Source organism: Pseudopontixanthobacter vadosimaris (assembly GCF_012979275.1).
GTDB classification, from domain to species: domain Bacteria; phylum Pseudomonadota; class Alphaproteobacteria; order Sphingomonadales; family Sphingomonadaceae; genus Pseudopontixanthobacter; species Pseudopontixanthobacter vadosimaris.
Genome location: NZ_JABASZ010000037.1, coordinates 47731 through 68356 on the forward strand (window position 1 = coordinate 47731; position 20626 = coordinate 68356).

Consider the following 20626-nt stretch of genomic DNA (forward strand, 5'->3'; position numbering starts at 1 on the left):
GCGTTTCTAGTCTTCGTTACATCGCTGACATCGATAGAACCGATCAGACGCTTCAAGCCACCAGCCCTCTGGCGGACAGACCGAGTACGATCGCTGCGATCAGGACCAGCACGGCCAGCCCGATGCGAATGGCTCGCAGCGGGACATGAGCTTCCAGTGCATCGCCCGCAGCCCAGGGCAGGGCAGTCGCCAACAGCCCGCCAAGCGCTGCCCCGATCCCGCCCGGCAGCGGCGCGGATGTCGCGACGATCACGGCCAGCGCGACGAACCTGGCGGCATCCGTCACCTGCCGCCAAAGCAGGACGAGAAAAACGGCGAAGAGGGACCGGGTGGGTTCGGCAGGCCTCGTCACGCGGACAGGCCAGACCAGTTCGAACGCGGCAAGGCCGAGCGCGAGCGCCACGAACATCGTCCGTGCCGAGGGTGACATCATCCCCGCCATCCACGCTCCGCCCGCCGCGATCGCGCCCGCTGCCACCGTCGCAGAAATTGCGCCGGCCAGCAGAACCGCAGTCGACTGTCCGGATCGGGCGGAAAGCTGCGCGATCAGCAATTGATCGCGCCCGCCGAAAGACAGGACCAGAACGGCAAGGAAGGCGAGGAATAATGCGGGCACGATCAGCGCGGGCCCCGTGAACGGTTCTTCGTCACCGGCGCCAGTCCCGTCAGGCGGAAACCCATGGTCCCGTAATCGCCAGTGTCAGCGTGGGGCTGTAGGCATTGACGAAGAACCACCTGCCGTCGGGCGACCAGCATCCTCCGGCAAGCTCGGTCTGCATCCGCAGCATTCCCAGCGGATAGGCGACGCCTTGCGGAGTAATCCCGCGCAGATGGTTGGTCACCACTTCGGTATATTGATCCTCGCATACGATCAGATGGCCGTTGGGCGATGTCGTCAGATTGTCGCCGAAATTGAACTGATCGGGATTGTCGCTTTCGAAGAACAGCTCGAACGCATCGGGCGCATCCGAACGCGAGGGGCGCAGGCGGAAGATCTGGCCCAGCTTTTCCGCACCGCCATTGGTGGAACAGACATACAGTTCGTTCCGGCCCATATGGATGCCTTCGCCACGCGCGACGAGCAGCGCACCCTTGGCCGCACCGCGCTGGCGCAGATCGTCGGCAGGGCTTTCCACATCATCGATATCGAGCCAGCGGGCCGGATGACGCTTGCCCACCCGCATGACAGGCGTGCCCCAGTTGCGGCTGTCGCGCAGGCCATCGTCCAGCACCATGACCTGCAACCGCCCGCCCTGCGCCAATTGGCCCTGCACCGCGGGGATGAAGCGATAGAGCAGGCTGTCCTCGCGATCTTCGGTCAGATAGACGTATCCCGTCACAGGGTCGACGCAGGCCGCCTCGTGATTGAAGCGGCCCATCGCCTTCAACGGCACGGCATCCACCAGCCCCGTCGCATTGGCGGGCACCTCGAAGACCCAGCCGTGATCCCTGGCAATGCCATCGCCATAGCGTTCGCCGGGGCGCACCGGTGCTTCCTCGCAGGTCAGCCAGCTGCCCCAGGGGGTAATCCCGCCGGAGCAATTGCGGATCGTTCCGCCAAGCGAGCGGAACTCCGCCAGTCGTTCCAGCGTCTTTTCATCCAGCACCAGCGTCGTCGTGCCGCCCGGCAGGACCATGCCATTACGGCTGTCGAAACCACGGGCGATCTGCCCGCCAGCATCGTCCGTCGTGACGAGTTCGTGATTGCGCACCAGCGCCAGCCGACCGCCCCCCAGGTCGATGCAGCCCATGCCGTCCGCCTTGTCAGGCACGGTGCCGCCGTCGTCCATCACATCGCCGAGCCGCGAAATGATGCGATAGGAGAAGCCCTGCGGCAGATCCAGCACGCCCGCGGGATCAGGTTCTAACGCACCATAGATCGCATTTTCGCCACCAGCAGCCGCCAGTCTTCCCGCGCCGGCGGTCGAACAGCCACTGGCGACCAGCGCGGTAAAGGCGCTGCCGGTGGCAAGAAAGTTGCGGCGGTTCAAGGCAGGTGGGTTCGTCATGACCGGTCCTGTAGCACAGGATGTTGCCAGTTGCGTGTATCATCTATCGGCATTGCGACATGACGATGAAGATGAGCGGCCTTGAGGAAAACGATACGTCGTCAGCCTGCAACGGCCTGCCCGTCCAGCCTTATCGCGCATCCGGGCCGTGTAGGGCACATTGCCGACAGGCGCATCGCTCGGATCGCAGAGGCCCAGATCGGTATCCTGGCCGTTGATCGACACGGGATAGCACAACCTGCCCTTGGCTACGCGAAACACGATCTCGGTCGCATCGTCGCCGGACCTGCGGCCGTTGGGGAAGCCGGCCAGATCGTCGCCGAGAACGCCAAGGCTGCCCTGATTGGCCGCTGGCGCCGGATCGGACGAGCTGTCAGATCGAGCGGGTCAGAACCAGAAGCGTATGCCGGCAACGTAGTTGGTGACGCTCGGGTCTTGTCCTTCGAGGCGGGCGAAATCGGCGCTGTCGCCGATCCTCCATTCCTGATCGATCCCGATATAGGGCGCGAACTCGCGGGCGAAATGATAGTGCAGGCGCAGGCCGGCCTCGAGCGTATCCAGCCCGGCGCCGATCTCCAGTTCGGGGATGTCCTGCGCCGAAAACGAGGCTTCGACCCGAGGTTGCAATATCAGCCGCTGGGTAATCCGCTGGTCCAGTTCGACCTCTACGCGGGCCGTCAGATCGCCCCTGTCCGACAGGAAGGCAGCCGCATCCACTTCGAAGAGATAGGGGGCAAGGCCCTGCACGCCGATCACGGCATGGGTGCGATCCATCGGGGCCAGATCCTGCCGCATCCCGGCCTGAAGGTCGAAAAATGGCGTGATCGCCCGGCTGTAGAGTGCCTGGACCTCGGCGCTCTCGATCTTTTCGCCGAAGCTCCCCTCGCCTTCCGACTTGAACCAGAACTTGTCGAGATCACCGCCGTAATAGCCCTGCACATCCCACAGATAGCCGTCGTCGCCATCCCGCGCGCGATATTCCACCCGGTCGCCCTGCACCCAGAAATAGCGGGTGTCGCCGAGTTCGGCCGGAAGATTCTCGCGGCTCGCGCGCATCGCGTCCGCCCCCCAGATCGCATCGGCTGCCCGCGGCGGGCCGGAGCCTGCCTCGGGCGGCGGAGGGGAGAATGGAATCTCGGCAGCGCCGGGTTGCGCCATTTGTCCGTGATTCATCTGCGAGTGATCCATGCCGTTCATCTCGCTGTGGTCCATCGCCCGATGGTCCATTGCAGCAGGACCGCCGGGCTCGCACTGCCCATCAGGCACGGGATGCCCCATCGCACGATGACGCTCGGCCTCCTTCTCGCAAACCGTCTCTGCGGATGTCCTGGCAGGTTCATGTCCGGCGTGGCCAGCGTGATCCTGCGCGAAGGCGGGCGCAGCGGTGGTCAGCAGCAGCGCGAAAAGCACGGTTCTCATTTGTCGCTCCCGACGCGCGGCTGTTCGGCTTGCTCGCCCCTGGGCGCGACCGTCACGATCTGGAACATGCCCGAATGCATGTGGTACAGGAGGTGACAATGGAAGGCCCAGTCGCCTTCCTCATTGGCGGTGAGATCGAAAGTGGCGCTGCCGCCCGGCTGGACGATCACCACATTCTTCAAGGGCTGATGATCCGCCGGCGCGCCGTTGACCAGCTCGAAAAAATGACCGTGCAGGTGGATCGGATGCGCCATCATCGTGTCATTGACCAGCCTCACGCGCACCCGCTCGTTGTAAGCAAAACGAATAGGATCGTCAGTAACGGCGGAGAACTTCCTGCCGTCGAAGGACCACATGTAGCGTTCCATGTTGCCGGTCAGGTGGATCTCCATCTGCCGCGTAGGCGTGCGGGCGTAGCGATTGGCCTCCAGCGCGACGAGATCATTATAGGTCAGCACCCGGTGCGGCACCTTGTCGAGGCCGATCCCCGGATCGCCCATCCGGTCGACCGGGTTCATCGATACCATGTCGATCCCCGGCCCCACGTGGACGTCAGGCGGCAGGAGCGAGGTATCGCGCATGTTCATGCCGCCCATGCCTGCCATGTCCATCGGCTCCGGCGCGGTCGTTTGCGCCGGAACCGTCCCGTGCCCCATCGCCGCATGGTCCGTGGCCCCGTGATCCATGCCGGCCATGTCGCTGCCACCCTGATCCATACCACCGTGATTCATACCGGCATGATCCATTCCGGCCATGCCCATCGATGCCATCGTCAGCAGCGGCGGTTCGCGCAGTGCCGGAACGTGCGCGCGCGCGCCGGGACGGCTGACGAGGTGAGCCAGCGCCATGCCCGACCGGTCCATGCTCTCGGCTACCACCGCCATCGCCTCGCCTGTCGGTTCGACGAGGAAATCGTAGGTTTCCGCCGTGCCGATCTGGAACTCGTCCACTTCAATCGGGCGGACTGCCTTGCCATCGGCGGCGACGATCGTCAGCCTTGCGCCTGGGATGCGGATGTTGAAGAAGCTCATCGCGCTGCCGTTCATCACCCGGAAGCGCACGCGTTCGCCGGGGCGAAACAGATATTCGAGCCCCTCTTCCGGCCCCATGCCATTGGCGAGATAGGTATAGGTGGAGCCGGACACGTCCGTGATGTCGGTCGGCATCATCCGCATCTTCGCCCACATCCGCCGCTCTTCGCCCGTCAGGTCGTAATCGTCGGTCCAGCTGCGCTGCTGCATGTTGAAATAGGCCTCGCCCTTCTTCAGCTTCGCCATGATCGCATGGCCGTGCAGCGGCGTGAATTCCGAAAGCAGCAGCACGAAATCGCGGTCGGCCTGGATCGGGTCCGGCCCGGCCGGGTCGACCACCAGCGGGCCGTAATGGCCGGACTGCTCCTGAAGGCCCGAATGCGAATGCCACCAATAGGTGCCCGACTGGCGGATGGCGGGCAGATCGTAAGTGAAGGTCTCGCCGGGCCGGATGCCGGGAAAACTGATGCCGGGAACGCCGTCGAACTGAAAGGGCACCAGCAGACCGTGCCAGTGGACCGATGTGTCTTCCTTCAGAGTATTGGTGACATGGATGCGGACGGGCTCGCCTTCCTTCAGCCGCACCAGCGGCCCGGGAATCGTGCCATTGACCGCGACAGCATGACCCCGGCGGCCCTGCACCACCCGCATGCCCTCGCCCACGCTCAGGCGGATGTCGCGGCCGGAAACCTCGTCGAAGCCGGTGCGGATCATCCCGCCATGCTGTAGCGATGCGCCGCGCGCCCAGGCCGGCAGAACAAGCGCCGACCCCAATACTCCGGCTCCCGCAGCTCCGGCACTCAACAAGGCACGGCGCGAAAAAGCGAATTCGGTCATCGGTCTTGCAACTCCTTCGGCTTGCGGCATATATACCCCCCATGAGTATTGCAAGTGACCCACCACGCGTCGGGAGAACTGGAGTGCCCAATCGTGCCGTCAGCTGACGTGTCCAAGATCGTGAATCGCCTGCGCCGGGTCGAAGGGCAGGTTCGCGGAGTCGCGCAGATGGTCGAAGACGACCGCTACTGCATCGACATCCTCAACCAGATGCAGGCGGTCAAGGCGGCGCTGGGCCGGGCAGAGAGCGAGATCCTCAAGCGGCATGCGGGGTGCTGTGTCGCAGAAGCGATCGCCAGTGGCGACGCCGAAGAACAGAAGCAGAAATTCGGCGAACTCGTCGATCTTTTCGAAAAAGCCAAGCGATGACGGTGTTTCCGCGCCTCCTGCTGGCAGCCATCCTGATCGTCATGGCACAATCTGCGTTCGCTCACGGAACTGAAAAGCATGGTGGCGAGCAGCAGGACGAAACTCCTGTGCGCTCTGCTGGCCCGGCATCGGCAACTCCTGTGACGCCGGATGCCCCTGATCCCGAAGAGGCCGGTGAGCCTGCTTCGCAGCATGGCGACGATGCTGGTCCGGTCTGGACGCGGCTGCATCCCGCTACCGTGCATTTTCCCATAGCGCTGCTGCTGGTGGCCGGCCTGGTGGAAGCCTTGGCCATGGCACGTTCCTCTCCAACCCTCGGCAGCGCCGCCACCGTCTTGATCTGGGCCGGCGCTGCCGGCGCGGTAATCGCGGCCCTGTTCGGCTGGATACATACCGGCCCGTGGTTCGGCGGGGATGCGACGATGCAGTGGCATCGCTGGACTGGCACCGGCCTTGCCGTCGCGGCACCTATTGCCGCAATGCTCTCAAGGCGCACCGACCGGCGGCCTTTCCGGATGCTGCTCGCCCTGATTGCGACCGCCATTCTCGCGCAGGGCTACTGGGGCGGCGAACTCGCTCATGGCCCCGATCATCTCGGTTTGTAGAACTCAGGAGTCTCCTCATGCTTGCATTCGTTCGTACCGCTATCGCCCGCCGCTCTCTCTCAGGCGCGCTGGTGCTCGGAACAGCTCTGTCCGCCTGCGCTGCCCAGGCGGCGACATATACGATGTTCCGCGATCCCGGTTGCGGCTGCTGCCTCGAATGGGCCAGCCATATGGAACAGGGCGAACGACACGAGGTCGAAGCCGTCGATCACCCCGACATGGCTACGCTCAAGGCGGAGCGCGGGGTGCCGGGCGATCTGCGATCCTGCCACACCATGGTAGCAGCGGGCTATGTCATCGAAGGCCACGTGCCCGCTGCCGATGTCGAGCGCCTGCTGGCCGAGCGGCCGACCGGCGTGACCGGCCTTGCGGTCGCGGGCATGCCCATGGGTTCTCCCGGCATGGAGCATGGCGACCACCGACAGCCCTATCAGGTCATTGCCTTTGGCCCCGAGGGACGCAGCGTCTGGAACAGCTACACGGGGAGTTGATCGTGAGCAACAGGACCGAAAAAGCCAGGACCGCCACCGTCTACCGGATGGTCATGCCCGGTCATGTCTGCCCTTACGGGCTCAAGACCGTCGACTTGCTGAAGCGCGAAGGATTCAAGGTCGAGGACCACCATTTGTCCTCGCGCGAAGAGACCGACGCTTTCAAGGAAAAGCACGGTGTCGGGACCACGCCGCAGACTTTCATCGCCGGCAGGCGCATCGGCGGCTATGACGATCTGCGCGAGCATTTCGGCAAGTCGCGGAGCCAGCCGGAAGAAGGCGAGACGAGCTATCAGCCGGTCATCGCCATCCTCGGCATGGCCTTCCTGCTCGGGCTGGCGATCAGCTGGTATGCGTTCGATACTGTCTTCACCGTGCAGGCGGTGGAATGGTTCGTCAGCGTGTCGATGGTACTGCTCGCGGTACAGAAACTGCAGGACATCCGCAGCTTCTCGACCATGTTCCTCAATTACGACCTGCTGGCGAAGCGGTGGGTGCGTTACGGCTTCATCTATCCCTTCGGTGAGGCTCTGGCCGGCATATTGATGGTCGCCCACGCGCTGCCGATCGTCTCGGTGCCGATATCGCTGTTCATCGGCACGGTCGGCGCGATCAGCGTCTACAAGGCGGTCTATATCGACAGGCGAGAACTGAAATGCGCCTGCGTGGGCGGCAGCAGCAACGTTCCGCTGGGCTTCGTCTCGCTGACCGAGAATCTGTTCATGATCGGCATGGGCCTGTGGATGGGTGCCAGGGCGTTCGGCTGGATCACATTGTAAAATTTCGCGGAGTCTTCTCATGAGTTCAGGAAACCACGACAAATCGAAAGATGGAGGCGGCAATTACTGGCGCTTCATGGCAATGGTCGCGACGTCCACGGTCATCATGTTCTTCCTGATGTATACCAACACCTACGATGCCGATCATATCTTCTGGAGCGAGACACGCTTCTGGATGATGTTCGTGATGGGCGCGATGATGATGGTGGTCATGCTGCTCTTCATGTGGGGCATGTACAAGGACCGGACGAAGAACTTCATCATCCTCGGAGTGGCAGCCGTGGTATTCGCGCTGGCCCTGTGGCTGGTCCGCAGCCAGGTCACGGTCGATGACGAGGAATACATGGCAGCGATGATCCCGCATCATTCGATCGCGATCATGACCAGCGAGCGGGCCAGCCTCGAGGATCCGCGCGTGCGCAAGCTGGCGCATGACATCATCCTCGCCCAGCGCCGCGAGATCGCGCAGATGAAATATCTGATCGCCGATATCGAGGCGAACGGCGTGCGGACAGAAGAACGCCTGCCGGAAGGGATCGAAGCCCTGCCTGCCGCCGCCACGCAGCCGGACCCTGGTTCAACACAAGCGCCCGAAGGAGACGCACGATGAGGATGAATTTGCTCCTTGCCACCGGCCTGTCCGCTGCGCTCGTCGCCTGCAATCAGAATACCGCCATCGGCAACGACCGCGAAGCCCATCTGGACCCGCCGGCAGAAGCCTCGCCGATCGAGCCGGCTTCAAGCGCCCTTCGGAACATCGCGACTGCGCTGGTGAAACCCGAAACCATGAGCGCGGCCGACATCGCGGCAATCGGCGGAACCAGCGGGCGGTGCGTCTACAGCCTGACCGAAGTCGGTTTCCCAACGGTGATCTATGAACCGGGCGCACAGGCTTTCGTCAAATTGAACGGCACGCTGATCCCGATGCAGGCCGCTGGACCCGATCGCTTCACCAGCGGCGAACTCCTGCTGACAATGCGCACGTTGGATGACGAGGGCGATGCCGGCCTGCAATCGCAGGAAATCATCATCGTGCCGCCCGGCGCCGGAGACGAGCTGGGCTATCGGGGTTACACGACCTGCGGATAAAAGGGATGATCGGATCGCTTCATTCCACGTCCGTACCAGCTCTCCGCAGCGTCAGTTCGATCGGCCCGTAGCATCCAGGATGACACGGACCGTTTCCTGCGGCTGATCCCACATCGGAAAGTGGCCGCTATGTTCGAACCAGTGCAATTCCGCGTCAGGGAACGCCGCCATCGCGCGGTTCGCCTGCTGCGGCAGGCATAGCCGGTCCTTTCGCCCCCAGCCGATGACGATTGGCGCAGAACCCTTCGCAGGGCCTTTCTGGACCGGGCCTGTGGCTAGATCCTTCACCAGCGCGCCGAAAGTGCGCGTCTCTGCAAATGTCTTCAGTTCATGCGAGATGACCGCGGGGTCCAGCGCCCACGGCCTCGCGGAGAGCTGCATCATGAGGGCAGTCCGGCCTGCGACGTTTCTGGTGATCGCAGGGAGCGCCGGTTGCAGCGTCCGGACCAGAGCGATCGATGCCGTTATGGTGGTCCTGAAGAAATTACGCTCCCACCCCTGCCAGAAGCCGCCTGGGTCGAGGGCGACGACGGCACCGGCCTGCCCGCGTCGCGCCATTTCGAGGACCAGACGGGCGCCCATGGAACTGCCTGCCATATCGACGCCTGCAAGGTTTTCAGCGACAAGCCATTCGTCAAGGCTGCGCGCCAGCCCGGCGAACGTACCGCTGTCAGGTTCTTCGGGTGTCTGCCCGTGACCCGGCAGGTCGAGGGCGATTACCTCCCGCTCCCTGGCAAGCGCAAGTGAGATCGTGTCCCACGAGCGGTGGGTTCCCCCGAGCCCATGCACAAGCAGAAGGGGTTTGCCGCGGCCGGCGCGCGTATAATGCATGGTCATACCGGTATAACGCCTCAAAACGCATTCGGGGTGCGTCCGGAACGAACAATCCGTTCCTAAGCGACCTCAAACGCCAGCTTGGCCGAAGCTCAGCCCCGAAGGCACGTTGCTACCGGAGGATCTTCGCTTCCGCTGTAGCGTTTCCGGGTGTGCCGGGGAAGGATAGCGCTGGAGCGGGTGAAGGGAATCGAACCCTCGTCGTCAGCTTGGGAAGCTGCTGCTCTACCATTGAGCTACACCCGCAAGCCCGCTGGGATCGCATTTGCCGGTTAGTGGCGGCGCGGTCAATCCGCCATGCCTTCCGGGAGTGCGGAAATTCTCGCCTGCCCCGGTTTGATTTGCGCGAGCCGAAAGCGTAGGACAGCGAAAGTCAGGTTTAAAAGATTCAGATAGCCGAGAGGAAGTTTATGCGTATCGTCGACCATTTCATTGCCGGAGGTGCCGACACGAAATCGGATGGACGCATGCATGACATCTTCGATCCGAGCCAGGGCGAAGTGCAGGCACGGGTTCCGCTGGGCGATGCGGCCTTGCTGGAGCGTGCCGTCGCGGCGGCGAAGAAGGCGCAGCCAGACTGGGCAGCGACCAACCCCCAGCGCCGGGCGCGCGTGATGTTCGAATTCAAGCGCCTTGTCGAAGGTGACATGGACAATCTGGCGCAGATGCTGTCGAGCGAACATGGCAAGGTCATCGCCGATTCGCGCGGCGACGTGCAGCGCGGGCTGGATGTAATCGAGTTTGCCTGCGGCATTCCCCATGCGCTGAAGGGCGAATATACGCAGGGCGCAGGGCCGGGCATCGACGTGTATTCCATGCGCCAGCCGCTGGGTATCGGTGCGGGCATTACGCCGTTCAATTTCCCTGCCATGATCCCGATGTGGATGTTCGGCATATCCGTTGCGGTCGGCAATGCTTTCATACTGAAGCCGAGCGAGCGCGACCCCAGCGTTCCCCGCCGCCTTGCCGAATTGTTCCTGGAAGCAGGCGGACCGGAAGGCATCCTGCAGGTCGTGCATGGCGACAAGGAAATGGTCGACGCCATTCTCGACCATCCCGATATCGCCGGAGTGAGCTTCGTCGGATCGTCCGACATCGCGCATTATGTCTACAAGCGCGGAGTCGCTGCGGGCAAGCGCGTGCAGGCGATGGGCGGCGCGAAGAACCACGGCATCGTCCTGCCCGACGCGGATCTGGACCAGGTGGTCGCCGATCTGACCGGGGCCGCTTTCGGCTCTGCGGGCGAACGCTGCATGGCCCTGCCGGTCGTCGTGCCTGTGGGCGAAGACACGGCCGAACGGCTGAAGGACAAGTTGATCCCCGCCATCGACGCGCTGCGGGTCGGCATCTCCACCGATGACGAGGCGCATTACGGCCCCGTCGTTACCGCCGAACACAAGCAACGCATCGAGAACTGGATCGCCACGGCCGAGAAGGAAGGCGCCGATATCGTCGTCGATGGACGCGGGTTCACTTTGCAGGGCCATGAGAAGGGCTGGTTCGTCGGCCCGACGCTGATCGACAATGTCACGCCCGACATGGAAAGCTATCGCGAGGAAATCTTCGGGCCGGTGCTGCAGATCGTGCGCGCAAGGGATTTCGACGAGGCCGTCGCCCTGCCCAGCAAGCATCAATATGGCAATGGCGTCGCCATCTTCACCCGCAACGGCCATGCGGCGCGGGAATTCGCTGCTCGCGTGAATGTCGGCATGGTCGGCATCAACGTGCCGATCCCGGTGCCGGTCGCCTACCACAGCTTCGGCGGCTGGAAGCGCAGCGCCTTTGGCGATACCAACCAGCACGGCATGGAAGGCATCAAGTTCTGGACCAAGGTGAAAACCGTCACCGCACGCTGGCCCGATGGGCTTGGCGGCGATGGCGAACTGGCCAATACTTTCGTCATCCCGATCATGGGATAATTCCGTGTCTGCGGCGCAGGATCTGCGCGGGTCACATGATATTTCCAGGAACAGGCAGATGATCTTTCCCGCAAGCAGAACGGCCACGATGGCACTGATTGCCGCGATGGCGCTTGCGTCCTGTTCATCCGAAGCCGACCCCGAAACGGCTCCCGAAGCTGGCGAGGCCGGATCAGCCGCGAGTGGGCAGGAGATGTTGCCGGTGGAACCCGGGGGCGGCATTGGCGACGGGGCCCCGGCCCATTCCGGGGCATCCACGACAGAGATCATTCCACCGGCGCTTTACGGGCGCTGGGGTCTGGTGCCTGCGGATTGCACCTCCACCCGCGGCGATGCCAAGGGGCTGCTGACCGTCGCCCCCACTACCCTCACCTTTTATGAATCCATGGCTCGGCTGCAAAATATCGAGAATGCCGATACCGGCAGCATACGCGCCGGCTTCGACTTCGAAGGGGAAGGCATGGTCTGGGAACGGAAGATCGAACTTGAAAGCCGCGCGGGCGGTGCAAGGCTCGTCAAGCGCGAGTATGGCGAGAATGCGCCCGGTCCGCTTGAATACTCACGCTGCGCCGCAAATCCGAACAATTAACCGAATTTCAGCCGAAGAAGGCATCATGAACAACCAGTTTCAGCTCACAGAAGACCAGCGCGCGATCCAGGACCTGGCGCAGCGCTTCACCGCCGACAACATCACGCCCTGCGCGGGCGAATGGGACGAAAACAAGCACTTTCCGAAAGACGTCATCCGCAAATCGGCCGAACTCGGCTTCGGCGCGATCTATGTTTCGGAAGAATCGGGCGGCATCGGCCTGGGACGGCTCGAATCGGCGCTGATCATGGAGGCGATGGCCTATGGCTGCCCGACCACCAGCGCCTTTATCTCGATCCACAACATGGCCGCATGGATGATCGACGAATTCGGCAACGATGCGCTGAAATCGCGTTACCTCCCCGATCTCGTCACGATGGAAAAGATGGCATCCTATTGCCTGACAGAACCCGGCAGCGGTTCGGACGCTGCCGGCCTGAAAACCAGCGCCGTGCGCGATGGCGATCACTACGTCCTGAACGGCACGAAACAGTTCATTTCCGGCGCGGGCGTTAACGATATCTACGTCACGATGGTCCGCACCGGCGAGGACAAGACGAAGGGCATCACCTGCCTGGTAGTGGAAAAGGACACGCCGGGCGTTTCCTTCGGCGCGCCCGAGCGCAAGCTCGGCTGGCACGCCAGCCCTACCGCGCAGGTGATTTTCGAAGATGCGCGGGTGCCGATCGCCAATCGCGTCGGGGCGGAAGGCGAAGGGTTCCGTTTCGCCATGATGGGTCTTGACGGTGGCCGCCTCAACATCGGTGCCTGTTCGCTCGGCGGCGCACAGCGTTGTCTCGACGAAGCCGTGGCCTATACGAAGGAACGTCAGCAATTCGGCGCGCCGATCGCGGAATTCCAGAACACGCAATTCATGCTGGCCGACATGGCGACCGACGTGGAATCGGCGCGGGCGCTCCTCTATCTCGCGGCGGCGAAGGTCACGGCCGATGCGCCGGACAAATCGCGCTTTTCCGCCATGGCGAAGCGACTTGCCACCGACAATGGCAGCAAGGTCGCCAACGATGCGCTGCAACTGTTCGGCGGCTATGGGTATCTCAAGGATTATCCCATCGAACGGTTCTGGCGCGACCTGCGCGTCCATTCCATTCTCGAAGGCACGAACCAGGTGATGCGGATGATCGTCGGCCGCGCCCTGCTACGCCAGTAAGGACAGATATGACTGAACAGGTGCATATTCACCGCCATGGTGCGGTCGGCCACATCTCGCTCAATCGGCCCAAGGCGATTCATGCGCTGACGCTGGAAATGTGCGAGGCGATGATCGACGCTTTGACCGGTTGGGGGTCGGACGAGGCTGTTACCGCCGTCATTCTGGATCATGCCGAAGGCCGCGGTTTCTGCGCCGGCGGAGACATTGCCTTCCTGCGGAAATCCGCGCTGGAGGATCAAGGCATGTCCGGTCGGCGGTTCTTCCATGCCGAATACCGCCTCAACCATCTGCTGTTCACCTATGCAAAACCGGTCGCCGCCTTCATGGACGGCATCACCATGGGCGGCGGTGTCGGCATCGCACAGCCCGCAAAATACCGTATCGCGACGGAGAACACGAAATTCGCCATGCCCGAAACAGGCATCGGCCTGTTTCCGGATGTCGGCGGGGGCTGGTATCTTTCGCGGATGGAGGGCCGGCTCGGGCAGTTCCTGGCGCTGACCGGCGCACGGCTGGACGGTGCGGAATGCCTGTGGGCAGGCATCGCAACCCATTACCTGCCGAGCGACCGGCTGGCAGAGGCCAAGGCGCGCATCATCGCAGAACCCGGCGCGATCGACACAATTCTGGGCGATCTGTCGGCCGCTCCGCCCGAAGCGCGGCTGGCAGGGAACAAGGACCGGATAGAGCGGCTGTTCGCATCCGATTGCTACGAGGACATCCTGGCTGCCCTGAAAGCGGACGGATCGGAATGGTCGGAGAAGGAGTTGAAGACTCTTGCCACCAAGAGCCCCCAGACCTGCAAGGTCGCGCTGCGGCAATTGGCGGAAGGAGCCGAAAAGGAGGATTTCGCCGCCAATATGCGGATGGAATACCGGATCGGCGCACGCGTGCTGACGCGGCCCGATTTTGCCGAGGGGGTCCGGGCGCTCATCGTCGACAAGGACAATGATCCGCAGTGGAATCCTGCGACCCCGGAAGGCGTTACCGAAGATATGCTGGACGCGATTTTCGCGCCGCTGCCCGACAATGAGGAATGGACCCCGCTATGAGCGCAGAATATGAAACCATCACCAGCGAACAGCGCGGCGCGGTAACGCTGATCACGCTCAATCGCCCCAAGGCACTGAACGCCCTCAACAGCCGGGTGCTCGCCGATCTGATCGCCGCTTTCGCCGCTTACGAAAAGGATGAACAGCAGCTTTGCGCGGTGCTGACCGGAGCGGGCGACAAGGCCTTTGCAGCAGGGGCCGACATCAAGGAAATGGCCGACAAGCCCGCCGCCGATTTCTACCGCGAGGATTTCTTCGCCCGCTGGACCAGCGATCTGGTCAAAGCCGTTCGCAAGCCGTGGATCGCAGCCGTCAACGGCTTTGCCCTGGGTGGCGGCTGCGAACTGGCGATGATGGCGGATTTCATCATCGCCAGCGACAAAGCGAAATTCGGCCAGCCCGAAATCAAGCTGGGCGTCGCGCCAGGCATGGGCGGCAGCCAGCGCCTCACCCGCGCCGTCGGCAAGGCCAAGGCCATGGAAATGTGCCTGACGGGGCGGATGATGGATGCCGAGGAAGCCGAACGCAGCGGGCTGGTTGCCCGCGTCGTACCGCATGATACGTTGCTGGACGAAACGATGAAGACCGCTACGACCATCGCCGGAATGCCGCCGCTGGCCGCCATGGTGAACAAGGAGATGGTCAACGCGGCCTTCGAAACCGATCTCGACACCGGTATCCTGCACGAAAGGCGCCTGTTCCAGATCCTCGCCGCGACGGAAGACAAGGCGGAAGGCATGCAGGCCTTCATCGAAAAGCGTGACGGCAAGTGGAAAGGCCGCTGATCGGCCCGCTACGACAGGACGATCAAGGCTCTGGAAACGCTCGGCAAAGGAAGATGCAGCAATGAGAATAGGGTTCATCGGCCTCGGCAACATGGGCGGCGGAATGGCTGCCAACCTCGTTGAGGCAGGGCATCAGGTTCGTGCCTTCGACCTCAGTGAAGTGGCGCTCGGCCAGGCGAAAAAAGCCGGATGCGCGACATTCCCCACCGCGAAGGAGGCGGTCAGCGGAGTCGAGGCGGTGGTTTCCATGCTGCCCAATGGCGGCATCGTCAAATCGGTCTATGGCAGCGACGTGATCGGCCATGCGCCAGGCGGAGCGATCCTGATCGATTGCTCCACCATCGATGTCGCCACCGCGCGTGAGGTCGGCGCAATGGCGGCAGACGGCGGTTACATGATGGTGGACGCGCCCGTCTCCGGCGGTATCGCCGCGGCATCCGCCGGCACTCTGACCTTCATGGTCGGCGGCGAGGATGAAGCGTTCAGGCGTGCCGAACCCGTGCTGGCGGACATGGGCAAGGCAGTCATCCATGCGGGCGATGCCGGGAACGGGCAGGCCGCGAAGATCTGTAACAACATGCTGCTCGCGGTGCAGATGATCGGCACGGCAGAGGCGTTCAGAATGGCCGAAAGGCTGGGGCTCGATCCGCAGACCTTCTACGACATTTCCTCGGTATCTTCCGGTCAGTGCTGGTCGATGACGAGCTATTGCCCGGTGCCCGGCGTCGGACCGGAAAGCCCCGCCGACAAGGATTATCAGGGCGGATTTGCGACGGCCCTGATGCTCAAGGATCTCAAGCTCGCCATGGCTGCCGCAGAGAATGCGGGCAGCAAGACTCCGCTGGGTCAGCACGCCAGGGCGCTGTACGAAGATTTCGCTGCCGAGAACGGCGGGCTGGACTTTTCCGCCATCATCAGGACGCTCTAGCCCTTCATCTCGGCGATCCGGTCTGCCAGCCAGCGCCGTGGTGCCTGCCTGCGCCCGATGGGTGCGACGAACTCCTGCCCGCGCGACACCGTGAGCAGGCGGCTTCTTTTGCGCCAGCGGTCAGGCCGGTCGTGATTGCTGAGGCCGCCGGGCCTGAGCCATGGCGGGCGTTCCCACAGGCTGCAGGGGCCACCTTTCGCAGTCAGCCGCAGACTGTCAGCCGCGGTGGCTGCCAGGCCGCCGGGTCCGCTCCAGATGGCATCGTTCCTGCCGTGCATCCCCAGCGCATGAGGATGCCCGGGCGCGATCAGCGCCTGCCTTTCGGCCGAACTGTCGAACCCCTTTCGGCTGAAAACGATAAGCATGAAGGTGTTGTTATCGTCTTGCGCCCCGCCCGGAAACCTTGCGTAATCCGAAACAGGACTTAGGGATCGCGCGTGATGCTGTTCCGCAACCGATACATGCCAAGCTGATCGCGATGCAGCGACTGTTCGGCAATATCGGCTGGCTGCTCGGCGGGCGCGGTTTCAACGCGGCGCTCAGCCTCGTCTATCTGGCGCTGGCGACGCGCACACTGGGCCTGGATGGATTCGGCTATTTCGCCCTGATCGTCGCACTGGGCCAGACCGTGACCGGTCTCGCCAATTTCCAGACATGGCAATTCGTGGTGCGCTGGGGATCGGAAGGGGACACGGCCGACGCCACCGGCTTCGCGATCGCGCTTGATGGCCTCAGCGTCGCGCTCGGCCTCATGCTCGCCGCAGGCCTGACCTGGAGCGCGCAATTCTGGCTGCCTCTGCCGGGCGATCTGCGGCTGGTGGCGTTTCTCTACTGCCTCGTCTCGCTGCTCTCCATCCGCTCGACGCCGACCGGCTTGCTGCGCCTCCGCTTCGCCTATGGTCTTGCCACCACGGCCGAGGCGGTGCAGCCGCTGATCCGCGCCCTGGGGGCTATCGCGGCGGTCTTCTTCATGCCCGATGTCGTGGGCTTCGTCATCGCCTGGGCGCTGGCCGAGGTGGCGGTAGCCATCGCGCTGTGGATTGCGGCTGCACAAAAATCACCGATCGACTTCAGCCGCATCTCATTGCGCCACATCCCCCGCAACCATCCCGGCGCATGGTCCTTCGTCTGGGCGACCAACCTGTCGGGCAGTCTGGCGGTCGGCGGCAAACAGGTGCTGCTGCTGCTGGTCGGAGCCATCGGCGGCGAGGCGCTCGCGGGGGGGTTTCGCGTCGCCGCGCAATTGGGACAGGCGCTAGTGCAATTGGCGCAGACGATATCCAAGGCGATCTATCCTGAACTGGTGCACGCCCGCGACGCCGCCCTCGACATCGCCCGCCGCACGGCACGCATCGCCCTGTTCGGCGGAACCATCGCGGTGGTAGTCGCCCTGCTGTTCGGCCGCTGGGGCCTCGAGGCGGTCGCGGGTCCGGAATTCTCCGGTGTCTACTGGGCCATGGTCATACTGGCCGTCGGCGGCGCGTTCGAACTGGTCGGCGCAAGCCTCGAATCCCTGCTGGTGTCTGCGCGGCGGGCAGGCACGGCCTTTTTCATCCGCGCTGTGCCGACGCTGCTGGCGCTGGGCCTGCTGGATGTCGCAATGGAATGGAACGGGCTAAAAGGCGCTGCGCTGACCGTACTCGGCAGCAGCGCGCTTGCCGTGATCGGCTTTTACGCGGCGGTCATGTCGCTGAGCCAGATCACCATCACCCTGCCGGAAAAAGAGGCTGCCACACGCAAACCTCACCCCGGCAAGGGCGATGTGACCTGAAGGCTCAGGTCAGATTGGGATCGTTCCAGGCCAGTACGGGCTTGCGCGCAGCCTGTGTTTCATCGAGCCGGCGCAGCGGGGCGTAGACCGGCGCATCCTTCAGCGTCATGTCGCCGCCATTCGCCCGCTCCGCCAGGCTGCGCAGCGCGGTGATGAACTGATCGAGCGCTGCCTTACTCTCCGTTTCGGTCGGTTCGACCAGCATCGCCCCATGCACGACCAGCGGGAAATACATGGTCATCGGGTGGAAGCCCTCGTCGATCAGGCCCTTCGCAAGATCCAGCGTGCTCAATCCTTCGGCAAAATCGCGGTCGCCGAACAGCGCCTCATGCATGCAGGGACCGCTATCCGCATAGGGTGCAAAAAGCACATCCTCGCAAGCTCGCAGGATGTAATTGGCATTCAGCACGGCATCGCCCGATACCTGCGCCAGTCCATCGGCGCCGTGGCTCAAGATGTAGGTCAGCGCGCGCGTGAACATCCCCATCTGACCGTGGAAAGCCGTCATGCGGCCGAAGGTGGATGCATGGTGTTCGCCGGCGTTTTCTTCCTCCACCAGTTCGAACCGGTCGCCGTGCTTTTCCACGAACGGCAGGGGCGCGAAGGGCGCGAGTGTTTCGGAGAACACCACCGGGCCGCTGCCGGGGCCGCCGCCGCCATGCGGGGTGGAGAAGGTCTTGTGCAGGTTGATATGCATGGCATCGACGCCGAGATCGCCGGGGCGCACCCGGCCGACGATGGCGTTGAAATTCGCCCCGTCGCAATAGACCAGCCCGCCCGCATCATGCACGGCATCGGCAATTTCGCGGAACTGCCTTTCGAACAATCCGCAGGTGTTGGGGTTGGTGATCATCACGGCGGCGATATCGGGACCAAGCCGCTTTTTCAGCGCCTCCAGATCGACGCGCCCTTCCGGGGTGGCCGGGATATCCTCGACCTCGTAACCCGCAAAGGCAGCCGTGGCCGGGTTGGTGCCATGCGCGCTTTCGGGGCACAGCACCACCCTGCGGGCATTGCCCCGCGCCTCCAGCGCCGCCCGGATGGCGAGAATGCCGCAAAGTTCCCCGTGAGCGCCGGCCTTGGGGCTCATCGATACCGCGGCCATGCCGGTCAGCGTCTTCAGCCATTCTCCCAGCTGGTAAATGACCTCCAGCGCACCCTGCGTGACCGATGACGGTGCCATCGGGTGCAGATCGATGAAACCGGGCAATCGCGCGACCTTTTCATTCAGGCGCGGATTATGCTTCATGGTGCAGGAACCGAGCGGGAACAGGCCGAGATCGATGGCGTAATTCTGGCGGGACAGGCGCGTATAATGGCGCACCGTTTCCGGTTCGGACAGGCCGGGCAGATTGATGGCTTCCACCCGTTCCATCCCGCCGAGGCGATTGGCGGCATTCGCGTCCGGTTCCGGCAGATCGACGCCCGTGGTGTCATTCGTGCCGATCTCGAAGATCAGCGCCTCTTCCAGCATCAGCGCGCGATTGCCGGTGGTGGTGGTCGCGGCATCGTCGCGGGGCCGGTCACCGGCAGGGCTTTCGGGCTTCCACCCGGATTTGTTCGGAGCGTTCATGCCAGCGCCTCCTTCAGGGCAGCGCATAGCGCATCGATATCGTCTTCAGTGGTGGTTTCGGTTACGGCCACGACAAGGCCGCCGGACAGATGATCTTCCATCGGGAACAGCCGCCCCAGCGACACGCCGGCCAGGATGTTTTTCTCGGCAAGATCGCGGACGACCCCGCGCGCGTCGCCATCGATTGTCACGGTGAATTCGTTGAAGAAACTGTCGTTCAACACGCTGACGCCCGGCACCCGCGCCAGCCGGTCGGCGGCAAGGCAGGCGAGCCGGTGGTTTTCCGCCGCAAGCGCCCACAGGCCCTTTTCACCAAGCAGCGTCATGTGAACGCTGAAAGCGAGGGCGCAAAGGCCGGAATTGGTGCAGATGTTGCTGGTGGCCTTCTCGCGCCGGATATGCTGTTCGCGGGTGGACAGCGTCAGCACGAAGCCGCGCTTGCCCTCGGCATCCACGGTTTCGCCGCAAAGCCGGCCCGGCATCTGCCGGACATGCTTCGGATCGCGCACGGCGAACAGGCCAAGATAAGGCCCGCCGAATTGCAGGCCGACGCCCAGCGCCTGCCCTTCGCCCACCACGATATCGGCACCGAGTTCGCCCGGCGACCGGATCGCGCCGAGGGCGACGGGTTCGGTGTTGACGGCGATTAGCAGCGCACCGGCGGCTCTTGTGGCGGCGGCAATAGCCTTCAGATCGGGCAGCCTTCCGAGAATGTCGGGATATTGCACCACGACGCAGCTCGGCTCGTTAGCTTCGATCTCCTCGATCAGCGCCGCAGTACCGCAATCGGCGGAAAGCGTGGGCGCGCGGTCGGCAATGGAATCGCCGGTGAACTTCGCCATCGTGCGGACGGTAGCGACATAATGCGGGTGCAGCCCTTCATGCAGGATCGCCAGATTGCGGCGCGTGATCCGCCCCGCCATGCTGATCGCTTCCCAGCAGGCGGTGGACCCGTCATACATCGATGCATTCGCCACCGCGCAGCCATAGAGCCGCGCGACCTGCGTCTGGAATTCGAACAGCATCTGCAGCGTGCCCTGCGCGATTTCCGGCTGATAGGGCGTGTAGGCGGTCAGGAATTCGCCGCGCTGGATGATGTGGTCGACACTTGCGGGCACGTGGTGGCGATAGGCCCCCGCCCCGCAGAAGCTGGGCACGCTGCCGGCGGGCAGGTTCTTCGCCGCCAGCGCCGCCATGTGGCGTTCGACAGCCATTTCCGAAGCATGCATCGGCAGGCCGTGGATGGGGCCGTCCAGCCGGGCGGCATCGGGAACGTCGCTGAACAATGCCTCGATGCTGGGCGCGCCGATGGCCTCCAGCATGTCCGCACGGTCGGCATCGGTCAGGGGAAGATAGCGCATAGGTTGGTTCC

Annotated in this window: 21 protein-coding genes, 1 tRNA gene and 1 pseudogene; 13 read left to right on the forward strand and 10 right to left on the reverse strand. The window is 63.6% G+C overall.

Annotation, left to right across the window (positions count from 1 at the left end; all coding sequences use genetic code 11):
• Window positions 1-52 precede the first annotated feature (52 nt).
• From HG250_RS09225 to HG250_RS09245, 5 genes and pseudogenes are all read right to left on the reverse strand, one after another.
• A complete protein-coding gene (locus HG250_RS09225; RefSeq protein WP_170004934.1) occupies window positions 53-616 on the reverse strand; it encodes a hypothetical protein in 564 nt (187 codons plus the stop codon).
• Between the two features lie 49 nt (window positions 617-665).
• Window positions 666-2009: an alkaline phosphatase PhoX gene (locus HG250_RS09230; protein WP_170004936.1), complete on the reverse strand. Its 1344-nt coding sequence runs from the start codon at window positions 2007-2009 to the stop codon at window positions 666-668.
• Window positions 2010-2048: 39 nt separating this feature from the next.
• Window positions 2049-2369: pseudogene (locus tag HG250_RS09235) on the reverse strand (DUF4331 family protein); the annotation flags it as partial.
• Window positions 2370-2396: 27 nt separating this feature from the next.
• Window positions 2397-3428, reverse strand: a complete 1032-nt coding sequence (locus tag HG250_RS09240; protein WP_170004938.1) for a copper resistance protein B — start codon at window positions 3426-3428, stop codon at window positions 2397-2399.
• The gene (locus HG250_RS09245) at window positions 3425-5296 is read right to left on the reverse strand and encodes a copper resistance system multicopper oxidase (protein WP_170004940.1); all 1872 of its coding nucleotides are present in this window, start codon (window positions 5294-5296) and stop codon (window positions 3425-3427) included. The genes HG250_RS09240 and HG250_RS09245 overlap by 4 nt, the downstream gene beginning before the upstream one ends.
• Window positions 5297-5389: 93 nt before the next feature.
• Here HG250_RS09245 and HG250_RS09250 point away from each other — a divergent pair, with 93 nt between their 5' ends.
• The 6 genes from HG250_RS09250 to HG250_RS09275 all read left to right on the forward strand — a co-directional run bounded on the left by HG250_RS09250 (window position 5390) and on the right by HG250_RS09275 (window position 8629).
• Window positions 5390-5665, forward strand: a complete 276-nt coding sequence (locus HG250_RS09250) for a metal-sensing transcriptional repressor (RefSeq protein WP_170004942.1) — start codon at window positions 5390-5392, stop codon at window positions 5663-5665.
• Entirely contained in the window at window positions 5662-6270 is a 609-nt protein-coding gene (locus HG250_RS09255; RefSeq protein ID WP_170004944.1) for a DUF2231 domain-containing protein, read from the forward strand. Before HG250_RS09250 ends, HG250_RS09255 begins: the two co-directional genes overlap by 4 nt.
• A 17-nt stretch (window positions 6271-6287) precedes the next feature.
• Window positions 6288-6761, forward strand: a complete 474-nt coding sequence (locus tag HG250_RS09260; RefSeq protein ID WP_170004946.1) for a DUF411 domain-containing protein — start codon at window positions 6288-6290, stop codon at window positions 6759-6761.
• A gap of 47 nt (window positions 6762-6808) precedes the next feature.
• A complete protein-coding gene (locus HG250_RS09265; protein WP_170005174.1) occupies window positions 6809-7540 on the forward strand; it encodes a MauE/DoxX family redox-associated membrane protein in 732 nt (243 codons plus the stop codon).
• An 82-nt stretch (window positions 7541-7622) separates the two neighbouring features.
• On the forward strand, window positions 7623-8150 hold the full coding sequence (locus HG250_RS09270; RefSeq protein WP_240957053.1) for a DUF305 domain-containing protein: 528 nt from the start codon (window positions 7623-7625) through the stop codon (window positions 8148-8150).
• The gene (locus tag HG250_RS09275) at window positions 8147-8629 is read left to right on the forward strand and encodes a DUF6692 family protein (RefSeq protein ID WP_240957036.1); all 483 of its coding nucleotides are present in this window, start codon (window positions 8147-8149) and stop codon (window positions 8627-8629) included. Before HG250_RS09270 ends, HG250_RS09275 begins: the two co-directional genes overlap by 4 nt.
• A 51-nt stretch (window positions 8630-8680) precedes the next feature.
• On the opposite strand, the gene HG250_RS09280 is transcribed toward HG250_RS09275, so the two are convergent.
• Both HG250_RS09280 and HG250_RS09285 read right to left on the reverse strand, forming a co-directional pair.
• Entirely contained in the window at window positions 8681-9466 is a 786-nt protein-coding gene (locus HG250_RS09280) for an alpha/beta fold hydrolase (protein WP_170004948.1), read from the reverse strand.
• Between the two features lie 169 nt (window positions 9467-9635).
• Window positions 9636-9709: transfer RNA gene (locus HG250_RS09285), tRNA-Gly, on the reverse strand.
• Between the two features lie 164 nt (window positions 9710-9873).
• Between HG250_RS09285 and HG250_RS09290 the strand changes: the two genes are divergently transcribed.
• The 6 genes from HG250_RS09290 to mmsB are packed head-to-tail and all read left to right on the forward strand — an operon-like array spanning window position 9874 to window position 15910.
• On the forward strand, window positions 9874-11382 hold the full coding sequence (locus HG250_RS09290) for a CoA-acylating methylmalonate-semialdehyde dehydrogenase (protein ID WP_170004950.1): 1509 nt from the start codon (window positions 9874-9876) through the stop codon (window positions 11380-11382).
• A gap of 58 nt (window positions 11383-11440) precedes the next feature.
• Window positions 11441-11971: a hypothetical protein gene (locus tag HG250_RS09295; protein WP_170004952.1), complete on the forward strand. Its 531-nt coding sequence runs from the start codon at window positions 11441-11443 to the stop codon at window positions 11969-11971.
• 25 nt (window positions 11972-11996) lie between these two features.
• Window positions 11997-13142, forward strand: coding sequence for an acyl-CoA dehydrogenase family protein (locus tag HG250_RS09300; protein WP_170004954.1), 1146 nt, complete (start codon window positions 11997-11999; stop codon window positions 13140-13142).
• Window positions 13143-13150: 8 nt separating this feature from the next.
• Window positions 13151-14197 carry an enoyl-CoA hydratase/isomerase family protein gene (locus HG250_RS09305; RefSeq protein ID WP_170004956.1) on the forward strand — a complete coding sequence of 349 codons (1047 nt, stop codon included), beginning with the start codon at window positions 13151-13153 and terminating at the stop codon, window positions 14195-14197.
• Window positions 14194-14982: an enoyl-CoA hydratase-related protein gene (locus HG250_RS09310; RefSeq protein ID WP_240957037.1), complete on the forward strand. Its 789-nt coding sequence runs from the start codon at window positions 14194-14196 to the stop codon at window positions 14980-14982. Before HG250_RS09305 ends, HG250_RS09310 begins: the two co-directional genes overlap by 4 nt.
• Window positions 14957-15910, forward strand: a complete 954-nt coding sequence (gene mmsB / locus HG250_RS09315) for a 3-hydroxyisobutyrate dehydrogenase (protein ID WP_476705067.1) — start codon at window positions 14957-14959, stop codon at window positions 15908-15910. The genes HG250_RS09310 and mmsB overlap by 26 nt, the downstream gene beginning before the upstream one ends.
• Here mmsB and HG250_RS09320 read toward each other — a convergent pair.
• Complete coding sequence (locus HG250_RS09320; protein ID WP_170004962.1) at window positions 15907-16275, reverse strand: Nmad3 family putative nucleotide modification protein; 369 nt, start codon at window positions 16273-16275, stop codon at window positions 15907-15909. The two genes, mmsB and HG250_RS09320, sit on opposite strands and share 4 nt — an antisense overlap.
• A gap of 38 nt (window positions 16276-16313) precedes the next feature.
• Between HG250_RS09320 and HG250_RS09325 the strand changes: the two genes are divergently transcribed.
• The gene (locus HG250_RS09325) at window positions 16314-17681 is read left to right on the forward strand and encodes a lipopolysaccharide biosynthesis protein (protein ID WP_240957038.1); all 1368 of its coding nucleotides are present in this window, start codon (window positions 16314-16316) and stop codon (window positions 17679-17681) included.
• A 4-nt stretch (window positions 17682-17685) separates the two neighbouring features.
• Here HG250_RS09325 and gcvPB read toward each other — a convergent pair whose 3' ends face one another.
• Both gcvPB and gcvPA read right to left on the reverse strand, forming a co-directional pair.
• Window positions 17686-19254, reverse strand: coding sequence for an aminomethyl-transferring glycine dehydrogenase subunit GcvPB (gene gcvPB, locus HG250_RS09330; protein ID WP_170004964.1), 1569 nt, complete (start codon window positions 19252-19254; stop codon window positions 17686-17688).
• Window positions 19251-20615: an aminomethyl-transferring glycine dehydrogenase subunit GcvPA gene (gcvPA, locus tag HG250_RS09335; RefSeq protein WP_170004966.1), complete on the reverse strand. Its 1365-nt coding sequence runs from the start codon at window positions 20613-20615 to the stop codon at window positions 19251-19253. The genes gcvPB and gcvPA overlap by 4 nt, the downstream gene beginning before the upstream one ends.
• Window positions 20616-20626 lie beyond the last annotated feature (11 nt).